Origin of the sequence: Cryptosporangium sp. NPDC048952, from assembly GCF_043197895.1 — a bacterium.
Classification (GTDB): Bacteria; Actinomycetota; Actinomycetes; order Mycobacteriales; family Cryptosporangiaceae; genus Cryptosporangium.
In genome coordinates this window covers 81,172-104,244 of the sequence record NZ_JBICTY010000006.1, presented here as the reverse complement: position 1 = coordinate 104,244, position 23,073 = coordinate 81,172, and the positions used below count along the sequence as shown (strand labels likewise).

Genomic DNA, 23,073 nt, shown 5'->3' with positions numbered 1-23,073 from the left:
GAAGTTCTGCGCCGGTCCGGCTGCGGCAAGCACCAGCCCCACCGCGAGACCCGCTAGTTCTCGCGCGGTCACCGCGCACACGCTCCGAAAGCGCCGCCCTCAGGGGCGGCGCTTTCGCGCGTAGCGGGCACCGGGCCCGTGAGGCTGCGCTCCCACGGGCCCGGCGCCCGCAGCGGCGCGCAAGGCGGCCGGGGCGCGGAGGGTCCGAGGTGCGGAGCCGAGCACGTAGGGGTGTGGGGGCGCAGCCCCCACGCCCCTCCCGCGCTGCGCGCTTGGCGCGCCCCTCCCGCGTGGGCGGCGCGCGGTGTGGGGTGCGCCTCCGTTGGGCGGCGTAGCGGGCGTCGGGCCGCTGGTTACCGGTAGGTTGCGGGAAATCCAATCGAGGAGGCGCCGTGGCCAGTCCGACGGATGCGATCGGGCGCAAGTACCCGAAGACCGCCCCCTACGAGGTCGGCCGCGAGAAGATCCGCGAGTTCGCCGAGGCGATCGGCGACCCGAGCCCGGCGTACGTGGACCAGGCCGCCGCCCAGAAACTCGGCCACGCCGACGTCATCGCCCCACCCACCTTCCCGATCATCTTCACGATGCAGTCCACCCGCCCGGCGGTCTTCGACCCCGAGATCGGCATGGACTACGCCCGCGTCGTCCACGGCGAACAGCGCTTCGTCTACACGCGCCCGGTCCGCGCCGGTGACCGCCTCGTCTGCGAAACCGAGGTCGAGGACGTCAAGCTCCGCGCCGGCAGCGTCTTCCTGTCGATGCGCACCGACGTCACCACCGAGGACGGCGAGCCGGTCCTCGCCGCCTACGCGCTGATCGTCTCCCGCGCCGCCGAGAAGGAGAGCTGATGGCCGCCACGATCTCCTACGACGACGTCGAGGTCGGCACCGAACTGCCGCCCAAGACCTTCCCGATCCAGCGATCGAACCTCGTCCGGTACGCGGGTGCGTCCGGCGACTTCAACGTCATCCACTGGAACGAGCGGGTCGCGAAGTCCGTCGGCCTGCCGAACGTCATCGCGCACGGCATGTTCACGATGGCCGAGGCCAGCCGCATCCTCACCGAGTGGGTCGGCGACCCGGGCGCGGTCGTCGACTACGGCGTCCGCTTCACCAAGCCGGTTCCCGTCCCGGACGACGACCAGGGCGCCACCCTCGAGGTCACCGCCAAGATCTCCGAGAAGCTCGACGACCGCCGCGTCGCCGTCGACATCACCGCCCGCGCCGGTGACGACAAGGTCCTCGGCCGCGCCAAGGCCGTGCTCCAACTCGCCTGACGGAGGGCCCCGCCACGGCGGGGCTTTTTCCGGTCTTGACTAAGTAGTGATTGGTCAATAACTTAGGCCGCATGGCAACGCGACTGAGCGCCGACGAGCGACGCAAGATGGTGCTCCAGGCCGCGGTGACCGAGTTCGCGAGCGGTGGCCTCGACGGAACGAGCACGGAGACCATCGCGCACCGGGCCGGCATCAGCCAGCCCTATCTCTTCCGGCTCTTCCCGAACAAGAAGGCCCTGTTCGTCGCCGCCGTCGAGCAGTGCTTCCAACTCGTCCTCGACACGTTCGAAGAGGTCACCGACGGTCTCGCCGGTGAGGACGCGATGGTCGCGATGGGGGAGGCCTACCAGAAGCTCCTCGCCGACCGCGCCCTCCTGATGCTCCAGATGCAGGCCTACTCGCGCTGCGACGACCCGGAGATCCGCTCCGCGACCCGGGACGGCTACGGCCGGCTCTGGTCGACGGTGGAGCGCATCGGCGGCTGCGACCAGGACCAGATCCGCGAGTTCTTCGCCTACGGCATGTTGATGAACGTCGTCGCGGCAATGGGCCTCGACAGCTACGACGCCGCGTGGGCCCAGATGTGCCTTCCCGAGGACATGCGCGGCAAATTCACGCCGCCGAACTGACGTGACGCCCGGCAGAGACGCCGGGCTTCTTTTTGACCACAGAAGTTAGTGACCAATCACTACTTGGAGTCCGTCATGCCACCCAACACCACCCGTTGGACGTTCGTCGTCACGACGCTGGCCGCATTCATGGTGTCGCTCGACAACCTCGTCGTGACCACCGCGCTTCCGGCGATCCGCACCGCGCTCGGCGCCGGCCTCGAAGACCTCGAATGGACCGTCAACGCCTACACGCTGACGTTCGGCGTCCTGCTGCTCACCGGAGCGTCGCTCGGGGAACGGTTCGGCCGCCGCCGGATCCTCGCGCTGGGCATCGCGACGTTCACTGTCGCGTCCGCATTCGCCGCGCTGGCGCCGAACGTCGGCACGCTGATCGCTGCCCGCGCCGTGCAGGGCGTCGGTGGCGCGATGATCCTGCCGCTCACGCTGACGATGCTCTCCGCCGCGGTGTCACCCGAGCGGCGTGGCGCGGCGCTGGGTGTCTGGGGCGCGGTGTCCGGGCTCGGTGTCGCGTTCGGGCCGCTCGTCGGCGGTGCGATCGTCGACGGTTGGGCCTGGCAGTGGATCTTCTGGATCAACGTCCCGGTGGGCCTGCTGCTGGCGCCGCTCGCGCTGCGCCGCCTCGCCCCCGACCGCCCGCTGGCGCAGCGACTCGACCTGCCCGGCCTCGCGCTGATCACCGTCGGCCTGTTCGGTCTGGTCTGGGGCCTCGTCCGGGGCAACGCCGCCGGTTGGGGGAGCCGCGAGGTCGTCGGCTCGCTGATCGCGGGTGGCATCGTCACCGCGCTGTTCGTCGCCTGGGAGGCGCGCACCGAGCACCCGATGCTCCCGCTGCGGCTGTTCCGCGACCGCGGGTTCGCCGCGAGCAACGTCACCGCGCTGCTGTTCAGCTTCGGGATGTTCGGATCGATCTTCCTGCTCGCGCAGTTCCTGCAGACCGTGCAGGGCTCCGGGCCGTTCGAGGCCGGTCTGAAGATGCTGCCGTGGACCGCGATGCCGATGCTGGTGGCACCGCTGGCCGGGCCACTGTCCGACCGCATCGGTGGGCGTCCGCTGCTGGTCGTCGGGTTGTTGATGCAGGCCGCCGGGCTCGGGTGGCTGGCCGCGAACATGTCGGCCGACACCGCTTACTCCATGCAGTGGCCGGCGTTCGTGATCTCCGGCATCGGGATGGCGCTGTTCTTCGTCCCGATCGCGAACGTGGTGCTCGGCTCCGTGCCGCAGGAGGACACGGGCGTGGCGTCCGGCGCGAACAACGCGATCCGTGAGATCGGCGGGGTGTTCGGGGTGGCGGTACTGGCCGCGGTGTTCTCGCACACCGGCAGCTACGCCTCTGCCCAGGAGTACTCGGACGGCACGAGCATCGCGACCTGGGTCGGCGCCGGCGTCGTCCTCGCGGGCGCGATCGCCGCCCTCTTCGTGCCCGGCCTGAAGCGATCCACCGCCGAGCCGGTCGCGGCGCCGGCGGCCGGTCCCGTCCCGGAGCCGCTCCCGGCCTGACCCGGACGCGGAAGTGGCCCCGCCTCGGGCGGGGCCACTTTCAGCACGTGCGGTGGTCAATCTCCGGCGGTGGTGCGCCGCATGGCGTAATAAGGCGCGTCAGCGCGCTTCGGCGAGAAGCTTCTGCAGACGGCTGACACCCTCGACGATGTCGTCGTCGCCGAGTGCGTACGAGAGCCGCAGGTAGCCGGGCGTGCCGAACGCCTCGCCGGGAACGACAGCGACCTCCGCCTCGTCGAGCACGACGGACGCGAGCTGCGCCGACGAGTCGATCTTCACGCCGCGCAGCTCCTTGCCGATCAGCCCCTTGACCGACGGGTAGGCGTAGAACGCGCCCTTCGGCTCCGGGCAGAACACGCCGTCGATCTCGTTGAGCATGCGCACGATCGTCTGACGGCGCCGGTCGAACGCGGTCTTCATCTCGTCGACCGCGGAGAGGTCACCCGAGACGGCAGCCAGAGCGGCCCGCTGAGCCACGTTGCAGACGTTCGACGTCGCGTGCGACTGCAGGTTCGAGGCGGCCTTGACGACGTCGGTCGGGCCGATGAGCCACCCGACCCGCCAGCCGGTCATCGCGTAGGTCTTCGCGACGCCGTTGAGGATCACGGTCTGGTTCGCGAGCTCCGGAACGGCCTTCACGATCGAGACGAACTCGGTGTCGCCGTAGACGAGGTGCTCGTAGATCTCGTCCGTGATCACCCAGATGCCGTGCTCGAGCGCCCAGCGGCCGATCTCCTCGACCTGCGCGGCGGTGTACACGCTGCCGGTCGGGTTCGACGGCGAGCAGAACAGCAGCGCCTTCGTCTTCTCCGTCCGGGCGGCTTCGAGCTGCTCGACGGTGACCAGGTAGTCCTGGGTCTCGTCGGCGATCACGTCGACCGGAACACCGCCGGCCAGGCGGATGGCCTCGGGATACGTGGTCCAGTACGGCGCCGGGAGGATGACCTCGTCACCGTCGTCGACCAGCGTGGCGAAGGCCTCGTAGACGGCCTGCTTGCCACCGTTGGTGACCAGGATCTGGTTCGCGGCGACCTCGACGCCGGTGTCACGCAGCGTCTTCTCCGCGATCGCGGCCTTGAGCTCGGGAAGGCCGGCGGCGGGGGTGTAGCGGTGGTTCTTCGGGTCGCTGCAGGCGGCGATCGCGGCCTGGACGACGTAGTCGGGGGTGGGGAAGTCGGGCTCGCCCGCGCCGAAGCCGATCACCGGGCGCCCGGCCGCCTTCAGGGCCTTGGCCTTGGCGTCGACGGCGAGGGTGGCGGATTCGGCGATGGCGCCCACCTTGCTCGAGATGCGGCGGGCGGGCGAGGTGTCTGCTGCGGTCATGGTCCCTACTCTGGCAGACGCGTCACATGCATTGCGGGGCACCGGTTTGGGATAAACGTCGGCCACCCCGTAGACTCGTCGTTCTAGGGCGTGCTGACCCCTGACCCGCCACCCGAGGTTGGACGGCGGGTTGTCGTCGCGCTCGCTCTTAGGAAGTATGTTGCAGGTGCACTGTGTGCCACTTTGGTGGGACACAAAGGGGTGTAGCTCAATTGGCAGAGCAGCGGTCTCCAAAACCGCAGGCTGCAGGTTCAAGTCCTGTCACCCCTGCGCAGAACACACGTGACGACGGACTTGGCTGGGCACGACCGACGACGGAAGAAGGCAGATCCGGTGGCGGACAGTAAGGGCAGCGCCCAGGATGTCGCTGCCGCAGAGCGGTCTGCATCGAAGGTCGCTGCCAAGAGTGACGGCCCCCCGAAGCTGCCCAAGGGCGGCGGCAAGGGCCCGACCGACAAGGGTCCGCGCAAGGGCACCAAGGAGCGTCGGCCCAACCCGATCTCCCGGTTGATCCGCTTCATCCGCGAGGTCGTCGCTGAGCTGCGCAAGGTCATCTGGCCGACGCGCAAGGAGCTGATCACCTACACGTCGGTCGTCGTCGTTTTCGTGACGGTCATGACCGCGATCGTGTGGGGCATCGACGCCGGTGTTGCCAAACTGGTGATGTGGGCGTTCGGAGCGAACAGCGACTCCTAGGTAGGTTCGAGGCCGGCCCGCTGTTCGGGTTGGCCTCGTCTTGCGTCCGCGTGCGGAACAATGGATCAACACCCACAGACAGAGAAGAGCCATCGCGTGCCCGACTACGACGAGGAATACCGCCTTCCCGAGGGAGGCGAGACCGAAGCCCTGTCCGATGACGCCGAGGCGTCGGCCGACGTCGAGGCGGTCCCGGCTCAGAGCGTGGCCACCGCCACCGTCGAGGACGATGAGGACCCGGTCGAGGAGCTGCGCCGCGCCCTGCGGATGGCCCCCGGCGAGTGGTACGTCGTGCACTCCTACGCGGGCTACGAGAACAAGGTCAAGACGAACCTCGAGAGCCGCATCAACTCGCTGAACGTCGAAGACTTCATCTTCCAGATCGAGGTGCCCACCCAGGAGGTCACCGAGGTCAAGAACGGCAAGCGGCAGCAGGTCCAGTCGAAGGTCTTCCCCGGCTACCTGCTGGTCCGCATGGAGCTGACGCCCGAGTCCTGGTCCGCGGTGCGCAACACACCCGGCGTGACGGGATTCGTCGGCGCCACCTCGCGTGCCGACCGTCCGAGCCCGCTGAGCCTCGAAGAGGTCGTCAAGATCCTCGCGCCGACCGTGCAGAAAGAGGTCAAGGCGCCGGTCAAGGTCGTCGACTTCGAGGTCGGGGATTCGGTCACGGTCACCGAGGGCGCGTTCGCCACGCTGCCGGCGTCGATCAGTGAAATTAATCCGGACGCCCAGAAGTTGAAGGTGCTGGTCTCGATCTTCGGTCGGGAGACCCCGGTGGAGCTCAACTTCAACCAGGTCTCGAAGATCTAAGTTTCCTCCGGAGATACCGGGGGTCTGCAGTAAAGCCCAGGAAGCCCAGGAAGATGCCTCCCAAGAAGAAGAAGCTTTCCGCGATCATCAAGCTCCAGATCAAGGCTGGCGCCGCGACGCCGGCCCCGCCGGTCGGCCCCGCGCTGGGTCAGCACGGCGTGAACATCATGGAGTTCTGCAAGGCCTACAACGCGGCCACCGAGTCCCAGCGGGGCGACATCGTCCCCGTCGAGATCTCGGTGTACGAGGACCGGACGTTCACGTTCGTCACGAAGACCCCGCCGGCTGCGCGGCTGCTGCTCAAGGCTGCCGGTGTGCCCAAGGGTTCGGGCGAGCCGCACAAGACGAAGGTCGCCACGGTCACGCAGGAGCAGGTCCGGCAGATCGCCGAGACCAAGATGGTCGACCTCAACGCGATCGACATCGACCAGGCCGCGAAGATCATCGCCGGCACTGCTCGGAGCATGGGCATCACCGTTCAGGACTGACCCAGTAGTCGTGGGAGAGCCGGGCGCGGCTCATTCACCACGGACTCCATAGCTTTCAGGAGAAGCGAAATGCAGCGCAGCAAGGCGTACCGCGCAGCCGCGGACACCATCGACAAGACCAAGCTCTACAGCCCGCTGGAGGCGGCGCGGCTGGCCAAGAGCACCAGCACCACCAAGTACGACGCGACCGTCGAGGTCGCGATCCGGCTCGGCGTCGACCCGCGTAAGGCCGACCAGATGGTGCGCGGCACCGTCAACCTGCCGCACGGCACCGGCAAGGTCTCCCGGGTCATCGTGTTCGCGGTGGGCGACAAGGCCGCACAGGCCGAGGCCGCCGGCGCCGACGCGGTCGGCTCGGACGACCTGATCGAGCGGATCCAGGGGGGATGGCTGGACTTCGACGCCGCCATCGCGACCCCGGACCAGATGTCCAAGGTCGGCAAGATCGCGCGGATCCTGGGCCCGCGCGGCCTCATGCCGAACCCGAAGACGGGAACGGTCACGCCGGACGTCACCAAGGCCGTGAACGAGATCAAGGGCGGAAAGATCAACTTCCGCGTCGACAAGCAGGCCAACCTGCACCTCGTGATCGGCAAGGCGAGCTTCGACGACACGAAGCTGGTCGAGAACTACGCGGCCGCGCTCGACGAGATCAACCGGGCGAAGCCGAGTGCGTCGAAGGGCAAGTTCCTGAAGAAGGTCACCTTCACGACCACGATGGGCCCGGGTATCCCGGTCGACCCGAACCGGGCTCGTAACCTCACCGAGGAAGACCCGGCGGTCTGAATTTCCTGACGTTCTGACGAGAGAGGCGGCCCTTCGGGGCCGCCTTTTTCATGCCAGTTTGGGGGCATGTTCGGTTCGGGGATCCCATCGGTGGGTGGCACGCTGATAGCTTTCTCGATGCAGGGTGGGCCGAGCCAGTATCCGCTCCGCGCGGCAGTCGCCGCGCGGAGCGGGGTTGCCGCTGCGGTCGCCCGCTAACGGATTGGGACCTCCGTCGGAGGTCCTGTATCGTGGAGAGCGACATTCCACCGAAGACCGCTGGTCGCTGCGTTCGCGCAGCCGAAGGTCCCGCTGAAACGCGGGCGACCCGCGCAGGCCGGACGGTCGCCAGATGTGTCAAAGCTCTGTGCTGCCCCGTGCGCCCTGCGCCGGGGCGTCTCTCGTTTCACGGCGGGTTCACCAGCCCGAGTTACGAGAGAGGAGGCCCATGGCTGACACGCAGGTTCGCCCCGACAAGGCGTCCGCGGTGGCTGAGCTCACCGGCGGATTCCGCGACTCGTCCGCAGCGGTGCTCACCGAGTACCGCGGACTGACGATGGCGCAGATGACTGAGCTGCGTCGCTCGCTCGGTCGCGAGACGACCTACGCGGTGACCAAGAACACGCTGGCCAAGATCGCCGCGCGTGACGCCGGTATCACCGACCTCGACGAGCTGCTGAGCGGTCCCACCGCGATCGCGTTCGTCAAGGGCGACCCGGTCGAGGCCGCCAAGGGCCTGCGGGACTTCGCGAAGGCGAACCCGCTGCTGGTCGTCAAGGGTGGTGTGCTCGACGGCAAGAAGTTGACCGCCGAGGAGATCACCAAGCTGGCCGACCTCGAGTCGCGCGAGATTCTCCTCGCGAAGCTCGCGGGCGCCATGCAGGCGAAGATGGCACAGGCTGCCGCGACGTTCAACGCGCTGCCCACTCAGCTCGCCCGGCTCGCCCAGGCGCTGCAGGAGAAGAAGGCCGCCGAGGGTGGCACGGACGCTCCCACGGCTCCGGCCGCCGATGCTTCGGCCGACGCCGATGCTTCGGCCGATGCCGACGCTTCGGCCGAGGCTGCGCCCGAGGCTTGAGCCTCGCCCCGCACACACGTAAATCAAACCCTGAAAGGAACCGCCTGACATGGCGAAGCTCAGCTCGGCCGACCTGCTCGAGTCGTTCAAGGAAATGACGCTCATCGAGCTCTCCGAGTTCGTGAAGGCCTTCGAGGAGACCTTCGACGTCAAGGCCGCCGCTCCGGCTGCCGTCGCCGTTGCCGGCCCGGCCGGCCCCGGTGCCGCTGCCGACGCCCCCGAGGAGCAGGACGAGTTCGACGTCATCCTCGAGGCTGCTGGCGACAAGAAGATCCAGGTCATCAAGGAGGTGCGTGCCCTCACCAGCCTCGGCCTGAAGGAGGCCAAGGACCTGGTCGACGGCGCGCCCAAGCCCGTCCTGGAGAAGGCCAACAAGGAGACCGCCGAGAAGGCCAAGGCCCAGCTCGAGGCCGCTGGCGCCTCGGTGTCGGTCAAGTAAGTCTCTGTACGAAAACGCCCGCCCCGGCTCTCCGGGGCGGGCGTTTTTGTGTCTGTCAGCTTTTGCGCCAGCGATCGGTCAGCGCGCCGTAGACGAAGATCGGGTTGCCGACCAGGTACCGCTTCCAGAGCCGCCGCGGCTCGGTAGCGAGCCGGTACGCCCACTCCATCCCGTACTTCTGCACCGCCGCCGGCGCCGACGGCTTGTTCCCCGCATGGAAGTCGAACGCGGCCCCCACCGGCACCACCGTGCAGTTCAGCCGCTTCGTGTACGCGGCCACGAACTCGTCCTGCCGCGGCGTACCGAGCCCGACCCAGAACACGTCGGGCTTGGCGGCCTCCACGCGCGCCACCAGCTCGTCGGCCTCCTCCGGGTTCAGGGGCCGGAACGGCGGGGACTCCACCCCGACGAACTCTGTCCCCGGGAAGCGCTCGGTGAGCTTCTCCGCCAGCTGGGCCACCGTCGACGGCGACGCCCCGTACAGGTAGTGCTTGAGCCCCTTCGCGCGCCCCTGGTCGATCGTGTCGGCCATCAGGTCGGGCCCGTAGGTCCGCGCGTGCATGTCGGGGTACCCGCGACGCCGCCCCACCATCGCCACGTAGTGGCCGTCGGCGAAGTTGATGTCGGCGTCATTGAGCAGCGCCCGGAATTTCTCGTCCCGCACCGCGAGCGACAACGTGTACGCGTTGCAGAGGTGCGTGCTGCGCGGCTGGCCGTACTGCGAGGCGACGACAAGCTCCGCTGCCGGCTGCCGGGTGACTGCTTCGATATGGACACCGCAGCACACGAACGTGCCCGGCCGCGTAGACGTCGTCATAACTCGGTGAGCTTAGTTGCAGCGGGCTCAGCGACGAAAAGTCGCCTGGTGCTCCAGGAACCAGTCGTAAACGCTGCGAATGCCGTTCCGCAGTTCGACCGTCGGTTCCCAGCCCAGCGCCTTGATCCGGGACACGTCGAGCACCTTGCGCGGCGTCCCGTCGGGCTTCGACGTGTCGTGCGTGAACTCGCCGTCGTAACCGACGACGTCCGCGATCATCTGCACGAGCTCGTCGATCGTCACGTCCTCGCCGACACCGATGTTGATCGGCGCCGGGTCGTCGTAGTTCTCGAGCAGCACCAGGCAGGCGCGGGCCAGGTCGTCGGTGTGCAGGAATTCGCGCTTCGGGGTGCCGGTGCCGTAGATCGTGAAGGTTTTCTCTCCGGCTTCGACCGCTGAATGCAGCCGCCGCATCACCATCGGCATCACGTGCGCGCCGGGGATCTCGAAGTTGTCACCGGGGCCGTACAGATTCGTCGGCATCGCGGAGATGTAGCTGCGTCCGTACTGCCGCCGGATCGCCTGCACCTGCATCACGCCGGAGATCTTCGCGATCGCGTACGCGTCGTTGGTTTCCTCCAACGGCCCGGTGAGCAGCGAATCCTCCCGGATCGGCTGCGGCGCGAACTTCGGGTAGATGCACGAGGAGCCGAGGAACAGGAACCGCTCCACGCCGAACTCGCTCGCGGAATCCAGCAGGTTCGTCTGGATCCGCAGGTTGTCCGAGAGGAACTCCGCGGGGTACGTGGAGTTCGCGAAGATGCCGCCGACCTTCGCGGCGGCGTCGATCACGTACTGCGGGCGCACCTCGTCGAAGAATGCCCGCACCGACTCGCGGTCGCGCAGGTCGAGCTCCTTCGAGCGGCGCCCCACCAGATTGGTGAAACCGACCGACTCGAAGTGCCGCCAGAGCGCGGAGCCCACGAGACCGCCGTGACCGGCGATGTAGACGCGGGCGTCACGGGGCACCGGGTGGTGGAACAAGGCGTGTCCTCTCCGGGTAGTAACGTCTGGCGCCAGCGTATCCAAGCCTGTGGAGAGCCCCCCGCCGTGAAGATCGTGATAGCGCACAACCGCTACGTCTCGGCCAATCCGTCGGGTGAGAACACGGTGGTCGACCTCGAATCGCGGCTGCTCAGCGAGGTCGGCGTCACGGTGCTGCCGTTCCAGCGGAGCTCCGACGAGATCGCGACGCTCTCCACGGGCCAGAAGGCACTGCTGCCGATCTCACCGCTCTACGCGCGGCAGGCGCAGCGCGAACTCGCGGCGTTGCTGTCCGCCGAGAAGCCGGACGTCCTGCACCTGCACAACCCGTACCCGCTGCTCTCGCCCTGGGTGATCCGCACCGCGCACGCACACGGCGTCCCGGTCGTCCATACCGTGCACAACTTCCGCCAGGTGTGCGCGAACGGTCTGTATTTCCGCGACGGCCACGCCTGTCACGACTGTCTGGGCAAGTCGTTCCCGTACCCGGCCGTCCAGCACTCCTGCTACCGCGGCTCCAAGGCGCAGAGCGCGCTGATGGCCACCACGCTGGCCGCGCACCGCGGCACCTGGCACTCCGTCGACCGTTACCTGGCGCTCACGCCCGCGATCGCCGAACACCTGCGGTCGTTCGGCGTCGCCGACTCCTCCATCACCGTGAAACCGAACGGCGTCCCGGACCCGGGCCGGCACTCCGAACCCGGCAGCGGGTTGCTGTTCGTCGGCCGGTTCTCGGCCGAAAAAGGCCTCGATCTCCTGCTGGACGCCTGGCAGCGGCACGCCGACGGTTCGCTGGGCACACTCCGGCTGATCGGCGACGGGCCGTTGGCTTCGTCGGTGGCCGCAGCGACGGCCGGGCGCCGGGACATCGAGCTGCTGGGGCGCCGTCCACACGCCGAGGTGCAGGAGGTCATGCGTGCCTCCGCCGCACTGGTCACGCCGTCGACCTGGGACGAGGTGTGCCCGATGGTGGTCGTGGAGGCGCTGGCCAACGCCCGGCCGGTGCTGGCCACCGCGATGGGCGGGCTGCCCTACCTGGTCGGCGCGGGGGCCGGCGGAGCGGCGGCTGCGGGGTGGACCGTGCCGCCGGACGTCGACGCGCTCGCGGCGATGTTGCCGCGGGTCGTGGCGGAAGCGCCTGGGCTGGCCGGCGCGGCACGACAGCGGTACGAGGAGCACTTCTCCACCACTGTCACCACGGCAGCGCTGCTCGGCGTCTACGAAGAATTGGCGTCGAAGTTTTCTTCGAAGTTCACAGGATAAGAGTTGTCGTAGCGGGCGAGTACGGTTCGGCCGCGCCCAGCAAGGAATGCGAGAATCAGGTCCACTGTGCGGTGGCGCGACGGGGCAACAGCGTGGCCGTCCAGCAGTAAGAGGTACGCACAGCGACCGGAGGACACAGCACAGCCGTGGCTACCCAGCGCGTCAGCCCCAAATTTCCGGTACTCGATCCCGATCGGTGGACGAGCCGGCACACCCGCTTCGCCTCGATAGGCGCGGTGATCGTCGCGATCGCCTGGCTGCTGGAAGCAGCGCAGAACAACGCGCCCAACGGCACCCGTGCCGCGATCGGTGCTGCGCTGGCTGTCGCCGTCGCCGGGTTCGCGCTGTCCCTGCGCGGGGTCACCTGGTCCGGGCTGGGCGTCGGCGGATTCGTGGTGTTCAGCGGGATCATGTCGTGGACGTGGACCACCACCCGCGAAGTGACCTGGTCGGTCTACGTGATCGGCGCGCTGCTGCTGATCGCGTGGACGTTTCCCTGGTTCCGCGACGCGGTGCGGCTGCCCCGGTTGGGCGCTGCCTGGCTGGGGCTCGCGTACTGGCCGCTCGGCATCATCTCGGCGCTGCTGACCGCCAACGTCTCGATCGCCGGGCAGCGGGTCGCGTACTTCGGGGTCTCGGCCGTCGCCGCGCTCGGCATCCTGGTGGCGCTGCGGCGCTCGGGGCGTGACCCGTCGATCGGCGTCGTCACCGCGTTCCTGTTCGCGATCGCCGCGCTGTTCCTGGTCGGCTCGGGCAACCTCCTCGACGACGCCCACGCGGTGCCCGACGGGCCGTGGGGCTCGGCCATGACCGGGAGGTTCTGGGGTGGTCCCGGGCTGCTCTACCACCCGAACTCGCTCGCGTTGATCGGCGTGCTGGTCACGCTGCGGATCGCACCCGACCGCGCGTTCGCCCGCTGGCAGCGCTGGTCGGCGATGGGTCTCACCACGCTGGTCATCCTGCTGACCAACTCCCGCACCGCCTGGCTGTTCCTGGTCTGCGCGGCCGGTGTTCACCTGCTGGTGCTGGCCCGCAGGCAGTGGCGCGTGCGTCGCGGCAGCGACGTTCCCGACGACGGCCTGCCGGTCCACTCGTCGTTCCGCGAGACCGCGATCGCCGCGGTCGTGCCGCTCCTGCTCGTCGGCATGGTGTTCATCGGGATGGGCGGCGTTTCGTCGCTGTTCCAGAGCCGCTACGACAACACCGTGACGACGCCGAGCACCACCACCGAGGTGAAGGACTACACCAGCGGCCGGTTCGACACCTGGAAGCAGGTGATCGACGAGTTCGAGTCCGACGCCGTCATCGCGAAGATCTTCGGCAACAACGCCGATCCGCGGGGCGCCGTCGTCCGCGACGACACCGGCCCGGTGGGGGAGCGGCCGGAGCTCACCACCGACAACTCGGCGATCGGTTCGCTGCGCCGGGCCGGCATTCTGGGCTGTGTCGCGTTCCTGTTCGGCCTCGGGCTGCTGCTGTGGCGCGGCCTGCGTCGCGGGGCGCCGGCGTGGTTCACGATCACCGTCGTGTCGTCGCTGGCCACGATTCCGTGGGCCGACTGGCTGCTCGGCGGCGTCGGCGGCACGTTCTGGATCTTCCTGCTGGCCGCCGAGGCCTGGATCGCGTTCGGTTCGGCCGCGCGAACCGCTGAACCGACTCCCACCACACCGCCGGAGGCCGCGACGCCGCCGCATGCTGACGCGCGGCCCCCGGTGGTGGAAGGCTCAGCGGTCGTCTAGGCGCACGGAGCGGCCGGAGAGCTGGTCGTCGAGCTGCTTGATGTCGGCGTCCACCATGATCTGGGCCAGCCGGCGCCAGTCGGTGCTCGCCTTCCAGCCGAGCCGCTCCTCCGCCTTGGCGGGGTCGCCGATCAGTGCGTCGACCTCCGCCGGGCGCTCGTAGCGGGAGTCGTGCTTGACGTACTTCTCCCAGTCGAGGCCGACGTGCGTGAACGCCGCCGCGACGAAGTCGCGCACGGTCGCCGGCACGCCGGTCGCGAGCACGTAGTCGTCCGGCTCGTCCTGCTGGAGGATTCGCCACATGCCCTCGACGTACTCCGGCGCGTATCCCCAGTCGCGCACCGCGTCGAGGTTGCCGAGGAACAGGTCCTCCTGCAGGCCCCTGGCGATCCGGGCCACCGCCCGGGTGATCTTGCGCGTCACGAACGTCTCGCCGCGGCGCGGGGACTCGTGGTTGAACAGGATGCCGTTGGTGGCGTACAGCCCGTACGACTCGCGGTAGTTCACGGTCAACCAGTACGAGTACATCTTCGCGACGCCGTACGGGCTGCGCGGGTGGAACGGCGTCTGCTCGTTCTGCGGCGGCGGCGTCGAGCCGTACAGCTCGGACGTGGACGCCTGGTAGAAACGCGTCTCGATCTTCGCCGCCCGGATCGCCTCGAGCAGCCGCGCGGTGCCCAGCCCGGTCGTGTCGCCGGTGTACTCCGGGATGTCGAAGCTCACCCGCACGTGGCTCTGCGCCGCCAGGTTGTACACCTCGGTGGGCTGCACGTCGCGGATCGCGTTGACCAGGCCGCTGGCGTCGGTGACGTCGCCGTAGTGCAGGAACAGCCGCCGGTGGGCCTCGTGCGGGTCCTGGTAGATCGCGTCCAACCGCTCGGTGTTGAACATCGACGCGCGGCGGATGATGCCGTGGACCTCGTAACCCTTCGCGAGCAGCAACTCGGCCAGGTACGAACCGTCCTGCCCGGTGATGCCGGTAACGAATGCCACACGCCTGGGGGTCGGGTCGGTCACTTAGCTGTCCATTTCTGTCATCGAGCGGTCGCGCTCATCGTATTGGTGTCCACCGGCGCGAGCTGACGGTGCGCATTCCGGTACAGCACGATCATCGCCACCAGCCCGATGGCGGAGCCGACCATCATGCCCCACGCGGCGCCGCGCAGGTCGTACGCCAGCGTGCCGACGATCAGCGCGGCCGCCTGCGCCACGACGAACACGACGTACTGCACGAACAGGCTGCGGACGCGCTGCATCCCGCGCAGGGCCGCGGTGAACGGCACCTGCACGAGATAGATCAGGGCCTGGATCGCCACGGGCAGCGCGATGGTGCCCGCCTGCGCGTACTTGGGCAGGATGACGTCGAGCAGAGGACCGGCGAGCGGGGACAACGCGACCGGAACCAGACCGCAGAGCGCGGTGGCGGTCAGTGCCCTGCGGAGCAGCCGGCTGACCCCGGCGGCGTCCCCCGCGCCGGCGAGCCGCGACATCCGGGGCGTCAGCAGGCTGGAGACGGCCATCTGCAGGTTCTGTGCGGGCATCAGCAGGCCGTACTGGGCGGCACGCAGGAGTGAGAGCGCGGCGGGCGCCAGCAGGCCGGTGACGAGCGTGTAGACGAACTGCACCTGGGCCTGGCCGAGTAGCGCGGTGACCGTCAGCCAGCTGGACAGGTGACGGGTCTCGCGAATCCACCCGCGCAGGTCGCCCCGCAGCGGGCTGATCCGGGCGCGAAGCAGGAACGAGGCCGTCCCCGCGATGCCACCGATGCCCCACGCGCACAGGAACACCGCACCGTCGCGATAACCGAGCCCGAGCAGCACCGCCAGAACCACTGCCTGCACACCGACGTAGGTCAGGTCGGCGACGAGCGCGCGGTCGGGGCGGCGAGCCGCGAGGAAGACGTAGCGCCCCGCGTCGTGCGTCAGGACGAACGGCAGGAACGGCGCCAGCCAGATCAGCTCGTGCAGGAAGTGGGGCCCGGACGCCCAGGCGATCACCGCCAGCAGCGACGCCAGCAGGCCCAGCGCCCCGGCCGTCTTGGTGGCGTCGGAGGCCTGCCGGGCCCGGTCGGCGTCGCCGTAGCGGGCGGAGTAGGTCAGTAAGACGTCGCCGACGATGGCGCGCGCGATGCCGACGGCGAAGTAGCCGACGCTGATCGCGAACAGCACCGCGCCGGCCTCGGACGGGGCGAGGAACGGCAGGACGAGCAGGCCGGTCGCGGCATTCGCCCCGGCGCTGACCAGCTGATCAGCGAGGCCGGCGGCAGAGCCCCGGTGGTTACGGAGCCCCCGCAGCTTCTTCACCGGGGATCGTGCGGGGGTGCCACCAGGCCGGCCTTACGCGCCGACTGACCGATGCTGGCGAGCAGGAACAGCCCGTTCACCACGGTGAATGCCGCCATCAGCCACGGCGTCAAGCCGGGGACGAACGCGATCACCACCCCGCACACGGTCACGACTGCACCGTAGTCGCGGACCAGCTTGACGATGCGCACGGGCAGGGAGGTCGACGTCATCAGGCTCGCGGACGCGGTGTTGGACGAGGCCAGCACCGACGTGACGAGGTTGATCATCCAGGTGCCGGCGAACACCGCGACCAGCCAGATCGGCGTCTCCGGGGCGTGCGCCAGCGCGGTGGCCGAGATCGCGGCGACGAGCGAGATCTGCACCGCGACGTCGCACAGGATGTCGACGCGGGCGCCCGCCGGACCAGCCATGCCCGTCACCCGGGCCAGCTGACCGTCGGAGCAGTCGAGGCTGTACGCGAGCTGCCAGAGCAGCAGCGCGCCCAGGCCCAGCGCCCAGGCCGGGACGTCGTCCCGCGCGGCTGCGGGGGCGAGCACCACGACGGCGATCGACGCCGCGAGGCCGAGCACGAGGTTGATCAGCGTCAGCGCGGACGGCGCCAGCCGCAGGCGGTGCGCGGCGACGGCCAGGTAGGAGCCGATCCGCTGGTTCACGGTCTCGGTGAACAGGCCCCCACCGCGGTGGCGGGCCAGGAAGTCGGCGGCGGTGGGCCGCCCACCCGGGCGCGGCGGGGTAGCCGGCGCGCTGGAGTCCGCGGGCACGGTGGCCGGGGAGATCGGCGGGTTCATCGGGTCTCGACGTCCAATTCGTTGGCGCGGGCGAGGTCGGCGTCGAAGTCGACCTCCACCACCCCGAAACGGGAGATGTCCACGGCACGGAACCTACTGCCGGCGTCGGCGATCGCGGTCTCGACGCCACGCTCGAAGTAGTCCTGGTCGTCGGCGGCGTCCAGGTGCTGGATCAGCGTGGCCTTGTCGGCCTCGGTGACGTAGTTGATGCCGACCGCCTCGCCGAGCGCACCGACGCGGACCTGCTTGGAGAGGTCCTTGACGAACCCGTCGCCGTCGAGGGTGTACTTGACCTCCTCGTCCGCGACCGACTCGGTGTTCACGCAGATGAAGCTCTCGTCGGCCGCGACCTGCTCGGCGACGTGCTCGAGCAGACCGTCGACGAACACGACGTCGCCGTTGAGCCAGAGGACACCGCCGGACGCGGACAGGCGCAGGGCCTTGAGCAGGCTCTTGCTCGTGTTGGTCTGGTCGTAGACCTCGTTGTAGGCGAACAGCGCCTCGGGTGCGGCTTCCATGATCAGGTTCATCTTGAAACCGACCACGATGGTGACGCGGGTGTCGGCGCCGAATGCCGCGCCGATCCGGTCGAGCTGGTGGCGCAGGATGCTCTTTCCGTCCCGCAACGGAGTCAGGGTCTTGGGGTGCGGTCGTCCGAGCCGCGTGCCCAGCCCGGCCGCGAGGATCACCACCTGCGGCGACATCAAGCCATCAACTCCTCGTTCATCTCTCCGCTACCCCGCGGGAGGATAGCGTCCCGTGATCGATCCACCGGCGGTCGGGAAGCCAGGCTGTGGATACCCGGTGGTCATCCGCCCGTCGGGTACCGATCATCCCGAGTTCCCGCCGTGTACACCCGCGGAACGGTCAGGTCGAGTGGATCGGGGAGGAGTTCGTCACCCTCGGCGGCGGTGCCGTCCCACGTGGTCGGCGGGACCGCGGTCGGCCGCGGCGGCCGGGGTGAGGGGAACGAGGGGGCTCGTCGTCACCGCGGGGAACGGTGTGCTTTCCCCGGAGCGGGGCGCGAACACGTTCGGTGCCGGGGACTCCGGCTCTTCCGGTTCGGGGGCCCGCCGGGGCTCCGAGGGGGCGTCCGCGGCGTGGGGCGCCACCTGCAGCGTCGTCGGCCGGAAGTCGAGGGAGATCGGGCCGGGTGGGAACGGTCCCTCGTCGCTCGCGCCGTCCGAACGCGGGGGTTCGGGCGCGGGGCGGGGAACCGGCGCCGGCGCCGGTCGGGCGGCGGGCGTCGGCGGCCGGAAGCTGGACAGCGTCGGCATCGGCCGGGGTTCCGGGGTCGGCCGGGGTTCCGGCGGCGGCCGGTCATCCGCAGGCGGCGGTGGGGGCGGTGCGGCGGCCGGAGCCGACGGCGCAACTGGGGTCGATGGGGCAGGCGGGGTGGCGTCGAACGGTCGTGAGGGCTCGTCGAAGGCGCGGGGCGCGTCGTCCGGGTCGTCGTCGTACGGGCCGTAGGGGTCGCCGCCGAACGGGTCGTCGGCCGGCAGGTCCGGCCGGGCCGGCCGCACGGGCGCCTGCTCGCCGTACGGCGTGTCGTCGGCCAGGCCGTCCAGCGCCGTCGCACCGCCGAACGAGCTGAACCGCCCGGTGTCCTCGTCGATCGCGGCGGAGACCGGCGGGGGAGCCGGTGGCCGCGCCCCGTAGTGCCGGTAGAGCTCCATCTCCTGCTCTGGCGTCAGGGCACCGAACGGCCCGGCCGGATCGAGATCGGGCGCGTTCTTCACGAGATGCTTCTCGAACGGCAGCAGCAGCCGGTCGCCGTCGAGCTCGGCGTCCCGGACCGGCACGAACGACTCCTTCGTACCGAACAACCCCGTGTGCACCGTGACCCACTCCGGTGCCTGCGTGCGGTTGTCCAGGTAGACCTGGCCGATCTTGCCCAGCTTGCCGCCGGTCGCGTCGTACGCGATCGCATGCACGAGCGCTTGCGCATGCTCCTGTGTCAGCACGGTCCTTGCCTCCGCGGTCTTCGTCCCGTCCAGCCGGACAAGCTACCCATCCTCGGAAAGTCCAATCCGTGAGCCCCGTGTGAGGTGAAACGCTCACTGAGCCCGCATGGTTCGCGTGAGGCACACGGTGAGTCAGGAGTCATCGCCAGTCACTCATGTCACAACCGTGTCGAACCGGTGCATCACCCACTCGCAACCCGCGGCTCGCGGATGACTCGCGGTGTCCCACCAGCTCATCCTCCACCTGGCCAGGGCGGCATTCATCCGGTGAGGTATCCCCCCACCTGGGGCGCGCCTCTTGACGTGGCGGACCCACACAGGCACGCTCTTCTCGTAGCGCGCAGCCAGTGCACATGCTTGGTGGCTGAGCGTGACGAGTACCTGAAGTACGGGCTTGTAATTCGAGCCCGGTAATTTCGGCCTGCCGAGGTGCGCGGCAGGACGCGTGGTCGGGCCGGCTCCCGTCGTCCCCCCGATGTTTCAGCGAGTCTCTCGCGCGGAAACACGGTTCAACCGGGAGTGTGGTTCGAGGTGGCTGATTTACGGGGTGTCAAGCCGCCTGCCTGGGGATTCGACAGTAGTGTGCCTTGCGGCTACACTGCTAGTTTGCGCTGCCTTCTGCCTTTCGCACCTCCATTTGACTGGGGGTCGATAGGAGTGCGCGCACGACGACCGTTCGGATCCGCAGGTCCTCGGAAGGACGCATCTTGGCAGTCTCCCGCCCCGGCACAAACACTCCTCCCCGCACCGCCGCCGGCAAGCCGCAACGCATCTCGTTCGGGAAGATCGCCGAACAGCTCGAGGTGCCGAACCTGCTGGCACTCCAGACGGACTCGTTCGACTGGCTGGTCGGAAACGACGCCTGGCGGTCGCGGGTAACTGGTGACCCGTCGTCGGTCGCCGGTCTGGATGAAATTTTGACGGAGATCTCCCCGATCGAGGACTTCTCGGGGTCGATGTCCCTTTCCTTCTCCAACCCCCGCTTCGAAGAGGTCAAGGCCTCGATCGAGGAGTGCAAGGAGAAGGACCTCACTTACTGCGCTCCGCTGTTCGTCACCGCGGAGTTCACCAACAACACCACTGGCGAGATCAAGAGCCAGACGGTGTTCATGGGCGATTTCCCGATGATGACGCCCAAGGGCACCTTCATCATCAACGGCACCGAGCGGGTCGTCGTCTCCCAGCTCGTGCGTTCGCCGGGCGTGTACTTCGACCGGCAGCCCGACAAGACCTCGGACAAGGACGTCACCAGCGTCAAGGTGATCCCGAGCCGGGGCGCCTGGCTCGAGTTCGACGTCGACAAGCGCGACACGATCGGCGTCCGTATCGACCGGAAGCGTCGGCAGGCCGTCACGGTCCTGCTGAAGGCGCTGGGCTGGACGCCGGAGCGGATCCGCGAGCGCTTCGCGCACTCGGAGATCGTCCTCGCGACGCTCGAGAAGGACCACGTCCAGACTCAGGACGAGGCGCTGCTCGACATCTACCGCAAGCTGCGTCCGGGCGAGCCGCCGACGCGTGAGAACGCCCAGACGCTGCTCGACAACCTCTTCTTCAACCCGAAGCGGTACGACCTCGCGAAGGTCGGTCGCTACAAGGTGAACAAGAAGCTGGAAGTCGGGATGCCGATCACGACGGGCGTCCTCACCGAGGACGACATCGTCGCGACGATCGACTACCTGGTGAAGCTGCACGTGGGCGATGCCGACTACGAGTCGGACGACATCGACCACTTCGGCAACCGGCGCCTGCGCACGGTCGGCGAGCTGATCCAGAACCAGGTCCGCGTCGGCCTCTCCCGCATGGAGCGCGTCGTCCGCGAGCGGATGACCACGCAGGACGTCGAGGCCATCACGCCGCAGACGCTGATCAACATCCGGCCGGTCGTCGCCTCCATCAAGGAGTTCTTCGGCACCAGCCAGCTGTCGCAGTTCATGGACCAGACGAACCCGCTGGGTGGTCTCACCCACCGGCGCCGGCTCTCGGCGCTGGGCCCGGGTGGTCTGTCCCGTGAGCGCGCGGGCTTCGAGGTCCGCGACGTGCACCCCAGCCACTACGGCCGGATGTGCCCGATCGAGACGCCGGAAGGCCCGAACATCGGTCTGATCGGTGCGCTCTCGACGTTCGCGCGGGTCAACCCGTTCGGCTTCATCGAGACCCCGTACCGCAAGGTCGACAACGGCGTCGTGACGTCGCAGATCGACTACCTGACCGCGGACGAGGAGGACCGGTACGTCAAGGCGCAGGCCAACGCCATCCTCGACGCGTCGGGCCGCTTCACCGAGGACCGCGTCCTGGTCCGCCGTAAGGGCGGTGAGATCGACTACGTGCCCGGCGCCGAGGTCGACTACATGGACGTCTCGCCGCGGCAGATGGTCTCGGTCGCGACCGCGATGATCCCGTTCCTCGAGCACGACGACGCCAACCGCGCGCTCATGGGCGCGAACATGCAGCGTCAGGCCGTGCCGCTGCTCCGTAGCGAGTCGCCGCTGGTCGGCACCGGTATGGAGGCGCGTGCCGCGCAGGACGCCGGTGACGTCGTGCTGGCCGAGCAGGCCGGTGTCGTCGAGGACGTCTGTGCCGACTACGTCACGCTGATGCACGACGACGGAACCCGCCGCACCTACCTGCTGCACAAGTTCCGCCGCTCGAACCAGGGCACCGCGATCAACCAGCGCCCGCTGGTCGAGGAGGGGCAGCGGATCGAGAAGGGCGGCGTCATCGCCGACGGTCCCTGCACCGACGAGGGCGAGATGGCGCTCGGCAAGAACCTGCTCGTCGCGTTCATGCCGTGGGAGGGCCACAACTACGAGGACGCCATCATCCTGAGCCAGCGTCTGGTTCAGGACGACGTCCTCACCTCGATCCACATCGAGGAGCACGAGGTCGACGCCCGCGACACGAAGCTGGGCGCCGAGGAGATCACCCGGGACATCCCGAACGTCTCCGAGGAGGTCCTGGCCGACCTCGACGAGCGCGGCATCGTCCGCATCGGTGCCGACGTCACCACCGGCGACATCCTGGTCGGCAAGGTCACCCCCAAGGGTGAGACCGAGCTGACCCCGGAGGAGCGGCTGCTCCGCGCGATCTTCGGTGAGAAGGCGCGCGAGGTCCGCGACACGTCGCTCAAGGTGCCGCACGGTGAGTCCGGCAAGGTCATCGGCGTCAGCGTGTTCAGCCGGGACGAGGGCGCCGAGCTCTCGCCGGGCGTGAACGAGCTGGTCCGGGTCTACGTCGCCCAGAAGCGGAAGATCCAGGACGGCGACAAGCTCGCCGGCCGTCACGGCAACAAGGGCGTCATCTCGAAGATCCTCCCGGCCGAGGACATGCCGTTCCTCGAGGACGGCACGCCGGTCGACATCGTGCTCAACCCGCTCGGTGTCCCCGGTCGAATGAACATCGGCCAGGTCCTGGAGACCCACCTCGGGTGGATCGCCTCCCAGGGCTGGAAGGTCGAGGGTGACGAGCCCTGGTCGAAGGAGCTGCGGCGGATCGGTGCGGACGAGGCCGAGCCGAACGTCAACACCGCGACCCCGGTGTTCGACGGTGCTCGCGAGGAGGAGATCACGGGGCTGCTGGCCTCGACGATCCCGAACCGCGACGGCGACCGCATGGTCGGTTCCACCGGCAAGGCGCGGCTGTTCGACGGCCGCTCCGGCGAGCCGTTCCCGGAGCCGGTCAGCGTCGGTTACGTCTACATCCTGAAGCTGCTCCACCTGGTCGACGACAAGATCCACGCTCGCTCGACCGGCCCGTACTCGATGATCACGCAGCAGCCGCTGGGTGGTAAGGCGCAGTTCGGTGGCCAGCGCTTCGGTGAGATGGAGTGCTGGGCGATGCAGGCCTACGGTGCGGCTTACGCGCTGCAGGAGCTGCTCACCATCAAGTCCGACGACGTGCTCGGTCGCGTGAAGGTCTACGAGGCCATCGTCAAGGGCGAGAACATCCCCGAGCCGGGCATTCCGGAGTCGTTCAAGGTTCTGCTGAAGGAACTCCAGTCGCTCTGCCTGAACGTCGAGGTTCTCTCGAGCGACGGCGTGGCGCTGGAGATGCGTGACTCGGACGACGAGGTCTTCCGGGCCGCGGAGGAGTTGGGCATCGACCTGTCTCGTCGCGAGCCGAGCAGCGTCGAAGAGGTGTAACGGTTACGAGCCGGCGGCGACAGCAGCCGCCGCCGGCCCGTGACGAGGGTCAGAGCTACACCAAAG

General features: G+C 68.8%; 21 protein-coding genes and 1 tRNA gene. 14 read left to right on the top strand and 8 right to left on the bottom strand.

Going from position 1 to position 23,073, the window contains the following annotated elements; genetic code table 11:
• Positions 1–392 precede the first annotated feature (392 nt).
• The 4 genes from ACGFY5_RS30825 (at position 393) to ACGFY5_RS30810 (ending at position 3,405) form a co-directional block, all read left to right on the top strand.
• On the top strand, positions 393–848 hold the full coding sequence (locus ACGFY5_RS30825) for a MaoC family dehydratase N-terminal domain-containing protein (protein ID WP_392725227.1): 456 nt from the start codon (positions 393–395) through the stop codon (positions 846–848).
• On the top strand, positions 848–1,276 hold the full coding sequence (locus tag ACGFY5_RS30820) for a MaoC family dehydratase (RefSeq protein ID WP_392725225.1): 429 nt from the start codon (positions 848–850) through the stop codon (positions 1,274–1,276). The genes ACGFY5_RS30825 and ACGFY5_RS30820 overlap by 1 nt, the downstream gene beginning before the upstream one ends.
• A gap of 71 nt (positions 1,277–1,347) precedes the next feature.
• Positions 1,348–1,905: a TetR/AcrR family transcriptional regulator gene (locus ACGFY5_RS30815; protein WP_392725223.1), complete on the top strand. Its 558-nt coding sequence runs from the start codon at positions 1,348–1,350 to the stop codon at positions 1,903–1,905.
• Positions 1,906–1,980: 75 nt separating this feature from the next.
• On the top strand, positions 1,981–3,405 hold the full coding sequence (locus ACGFY5_RS30810) for a DHA2 family efflux MFS transporter permease subunit (protein ID WP_392725222.1): 1,425 nt from the start codon (positions 1,981–1,983) through the stop codon (positions 3,403–3,405).
• Positions 3,406–3,504: 99 nt separating this feature from the next.
• On the opposite strand, the gene ACGFY5_RS30805 is transcribed toward ACGFY5_RS30810, so the two are convergent.
• Positions 3,505–4,728: a pyridoxal phosphate-dependent aminotransferase gene (locus ACGFY5_RS30805; RefSeq protein ID WP_392725220.1), complete on the bottom strand. Its 1,224-nt coding sequence runs from the start codon at positions 4,726–4,728 to the stop codon at positions 3,505–3,507.
• A 197-nt stretch (positions 4,729–4,925) separates the two neighbouring features.
• Between ACGFY5_RS30805 and ACGFY5_RS30800 the strand changes: the two genes are divergently transcribed.
• The 7 genes from ACGFY5_RS30800 to rplL all read left to right on the top strand — a co-directional run bounded on the left by ACGFY5_RS30800 (position 4,926) and on the right by rplL (position 9,007).
• A tRNA-Trp gene (locus ACGFY5_RS30800) sits at positions 4,926–4,998 on the top strand.
• A gap of 63 nt (positions 4,999–5,061) precedes the next feature.
• A complete protein-coding gene (secE, locus tag ACGFY5_RS30795; RefSeq protein WP_392725219.1) occupies positions 5,062–5,424 on the top strand; it encodes a preprotein translocase subunit SecE in 363 nt (120 codons plus the stop codon).
• A 96-nt stretch (positions 5,425–5,520) separates the two neighbouring features.
• On the top strand, positions 5,521–6,237 hold the full coding sequence (gene nusG / locus ACGFY5_RS30790) for a transcription termination/antitermination protein NusG (protein ID WP_392725218.1): 717 nt from the start codon (positions 5,521–5,523) through the stop codon (positions 6,235–6,237).
• Between the two features lie 53 nt (positions 6,238–6,290).
• Positions 6,291–6,725 carry a 50S ribosomal protein L11 gene (gene rplK, locus ACGFY5_RS30785; protein WP_392725216.1) on the top strand — a complete coding sequence of 145 codons (435 nt, stop codon included), beginning with the start codon at positions 6,291–6,293 and terminating at the stop codon, positions 6,723–6,725.
• 69 nt (positions 6,726–6,794) lie between these two features.
• Entirely contained in the window at positions 6,795–7,511 is a 717-nt protein-coding gene (gene rplA / locus ACGFY5_RS30780) for a 50S ribosomal protein L1 (protein ID WP_392725214.1), read from the top strand.
• A gap of 427 nt (positions 7,512–7,938) precedes the next feature.
• The gene (rplJ, locus tag ACGFY5_RS30775; RefSeq protein ID WP_392725212.1) at positions 7,939–8,568 is read left to right on the top strand and encodes a 50S ribosomal protein L10; all 630 of its coding nucleotides are present in this window, start codon (positions 7,939–7,941) and stop codon (positions 8,566–8,568) included.
• 49 nt (positions 8,569–8,617) lie between these two features.
• Entirely contained in the window at positions 8,618–9,007 is a 390-nt protein-coding gene (gene rplL / locus ACGFY5_RS30770; RefSeq protein WP_392725211.1) for a 50S ribosomal protein L7/L12, read from the top strand.
• Positions 9,008–9,062: 55 nt separating this feature from the next.
• Here rplL and ACGFY5_RS30765 read toward each other — a convergent pair whose 3' ends face one another.
• Positions 9,063–9,824: a WecB/TagA/CpsF family glycosyltransferase gene (locus ACGFY5_RS30765; RefSeq protein WP_392725209.1), complete on the bottom strand. Its 762-nt coding sequence runs from the start codon at positions 9,822–9,824 to the stop codon at positions 9,063–9,065.
• A gap of 27 nt (positions 9,825–9,851) precedes the next feature.
• Positions 9,852–10,808 (bottom strand): GDP-L-fucose synthase family protein, encoded by a 957-nt coding sequence (locus ACGFY5_RS30760; protein ID WP_392725207.1) that lies wholly within the window; start codon positions 10,806–10,808, stop codon positions 9,852–9,854.
• Positions 10,809–10,874: 66 nt separating this feature from the next.
• Between ACGFY5_RS30760 and ACGFY5_RS30755 the strand changes: the two genes are divergently transcribed.
• Together ACGFY5_RS30755 and ACGFY5_RS30750 are read left to right on the top strand one after the other, a co-directional pair.
• On the top strand, positions 10,875–12,071 hold the full coding sequence (locus ACGFY5_RS30755; protein ID WP_392725205.1) for a glycosyltransferase family 4 protein: 1,197 nt from the start codon (positions 10,875–10,877) through the stop codon (positions 12,069–12,071).
• Positions 12,072–12,217: 146 nt separating this feature from the next.
• Entirely contained in the window at positions 12,218–13,810 is a 1,593-nt protein-coding gene (locus ACGFY5_RS30750) for an O-antigen ligase family protein (RefSeq protein WP_392725203.1), read from the top strand.
• On the opposite strand, the gene gmd is transcribed toward ACGFY5_RS30750, so the two are convergent.
• The 5 genes from gmd to ACGFY5_RS30725 form a co-directional block, all read right to left on the bottom strand.
• Positions 13,796–14,803, bottom strand: coding sequence for a GDP-mannose 4,6-dehydratase (gmd, locus tag ACGFY5_RS30745; protein WP_392725202.1), 1,008 nt, complete (start codon positions 14,801–14,803; stop codon positions 13,796–13,798). The genes ACGFY5_RS30750 and gmd overlap by 15 nt on opposite strands.
• A 41-nt stretch (positions 14,804–14,844) precedes the next feature.
• Positions 14,845–16,113 carry a hypothetical protein gene (locus ACGFY5_RS30740; protein ID WP_392725200.1) on the bottom strand — a complete coding sequence of 423 codons (1,269 nt, stop codon included), beginning with the start codon at positions 16,111–16,113 and terminating at the stop codon, positions 14,845–14,847.
• Positions 16,110–16,904: a CDP-alcohol phosphatidyltransferase family protein gene (locus ACGFY5_RS30735; protein ID WP_392725198.1), complete on the bottom strand. Its 795-nt coding sequence runs from the start codon at positions 16,902–16,904 to the stop codon at positions 16,110–16,112. The genes ACGFY5_RS30740 and ACGFY5_RS30735 overlap by 4 nt, the downstream gene beginning before the upstream one ends.
• Positions 16,901–17,608 carry an NTP transferase domain-containing protein gene (locus ACGFY5_RS30730; RefSeq protein ID WP_392725196.1) on the bottom strand — a complete coding sequence of 236 codons (708 nt, stop codon included), beginning with the start codon at positions 17,606–17,608 and terminating at the stop codon, positions 16,901–16,903. The genes ACGFY5_RS30735 and ACGFY5_RS30730 overlap by 4 nt, the downstream gene beginning before the upstream one ends.
• 192 nt (positions 17,609–17,800) lie before the next feature.
• Entirely contained in the window at positions 17,801–18,868 is a 1,068-nt protein-coding gene (locus ACGFY5_RS30725; RefSeq protein ID WP_392725194.1) for a PRC-barrel domain-containing protein, read from the bottom strand.
• Positions 18,869–19,575: 707 nt separating this feature from the next.
• On the opposite strand from ACGFY5_RS30725, the gene rpoB reads away from it, so the two are divergent.
• Positions 19,576–23,007 carry a DNA-directed RNA polymerase subunit beta gene (gene rpoB / locus ACGFY5_RS30720; protein ID WP_392725192.1) on the top strand — a complete coding sequence of 1,144 codons (3,432 nt, stop codon included), beginning with the start codon at positions 19,576–19,578 and terminating at the stop codon, positions 23,005–23,007.
• The last annotated feature ends 66 nt before the right edge of the window (positions 23,008–23,073 follow it).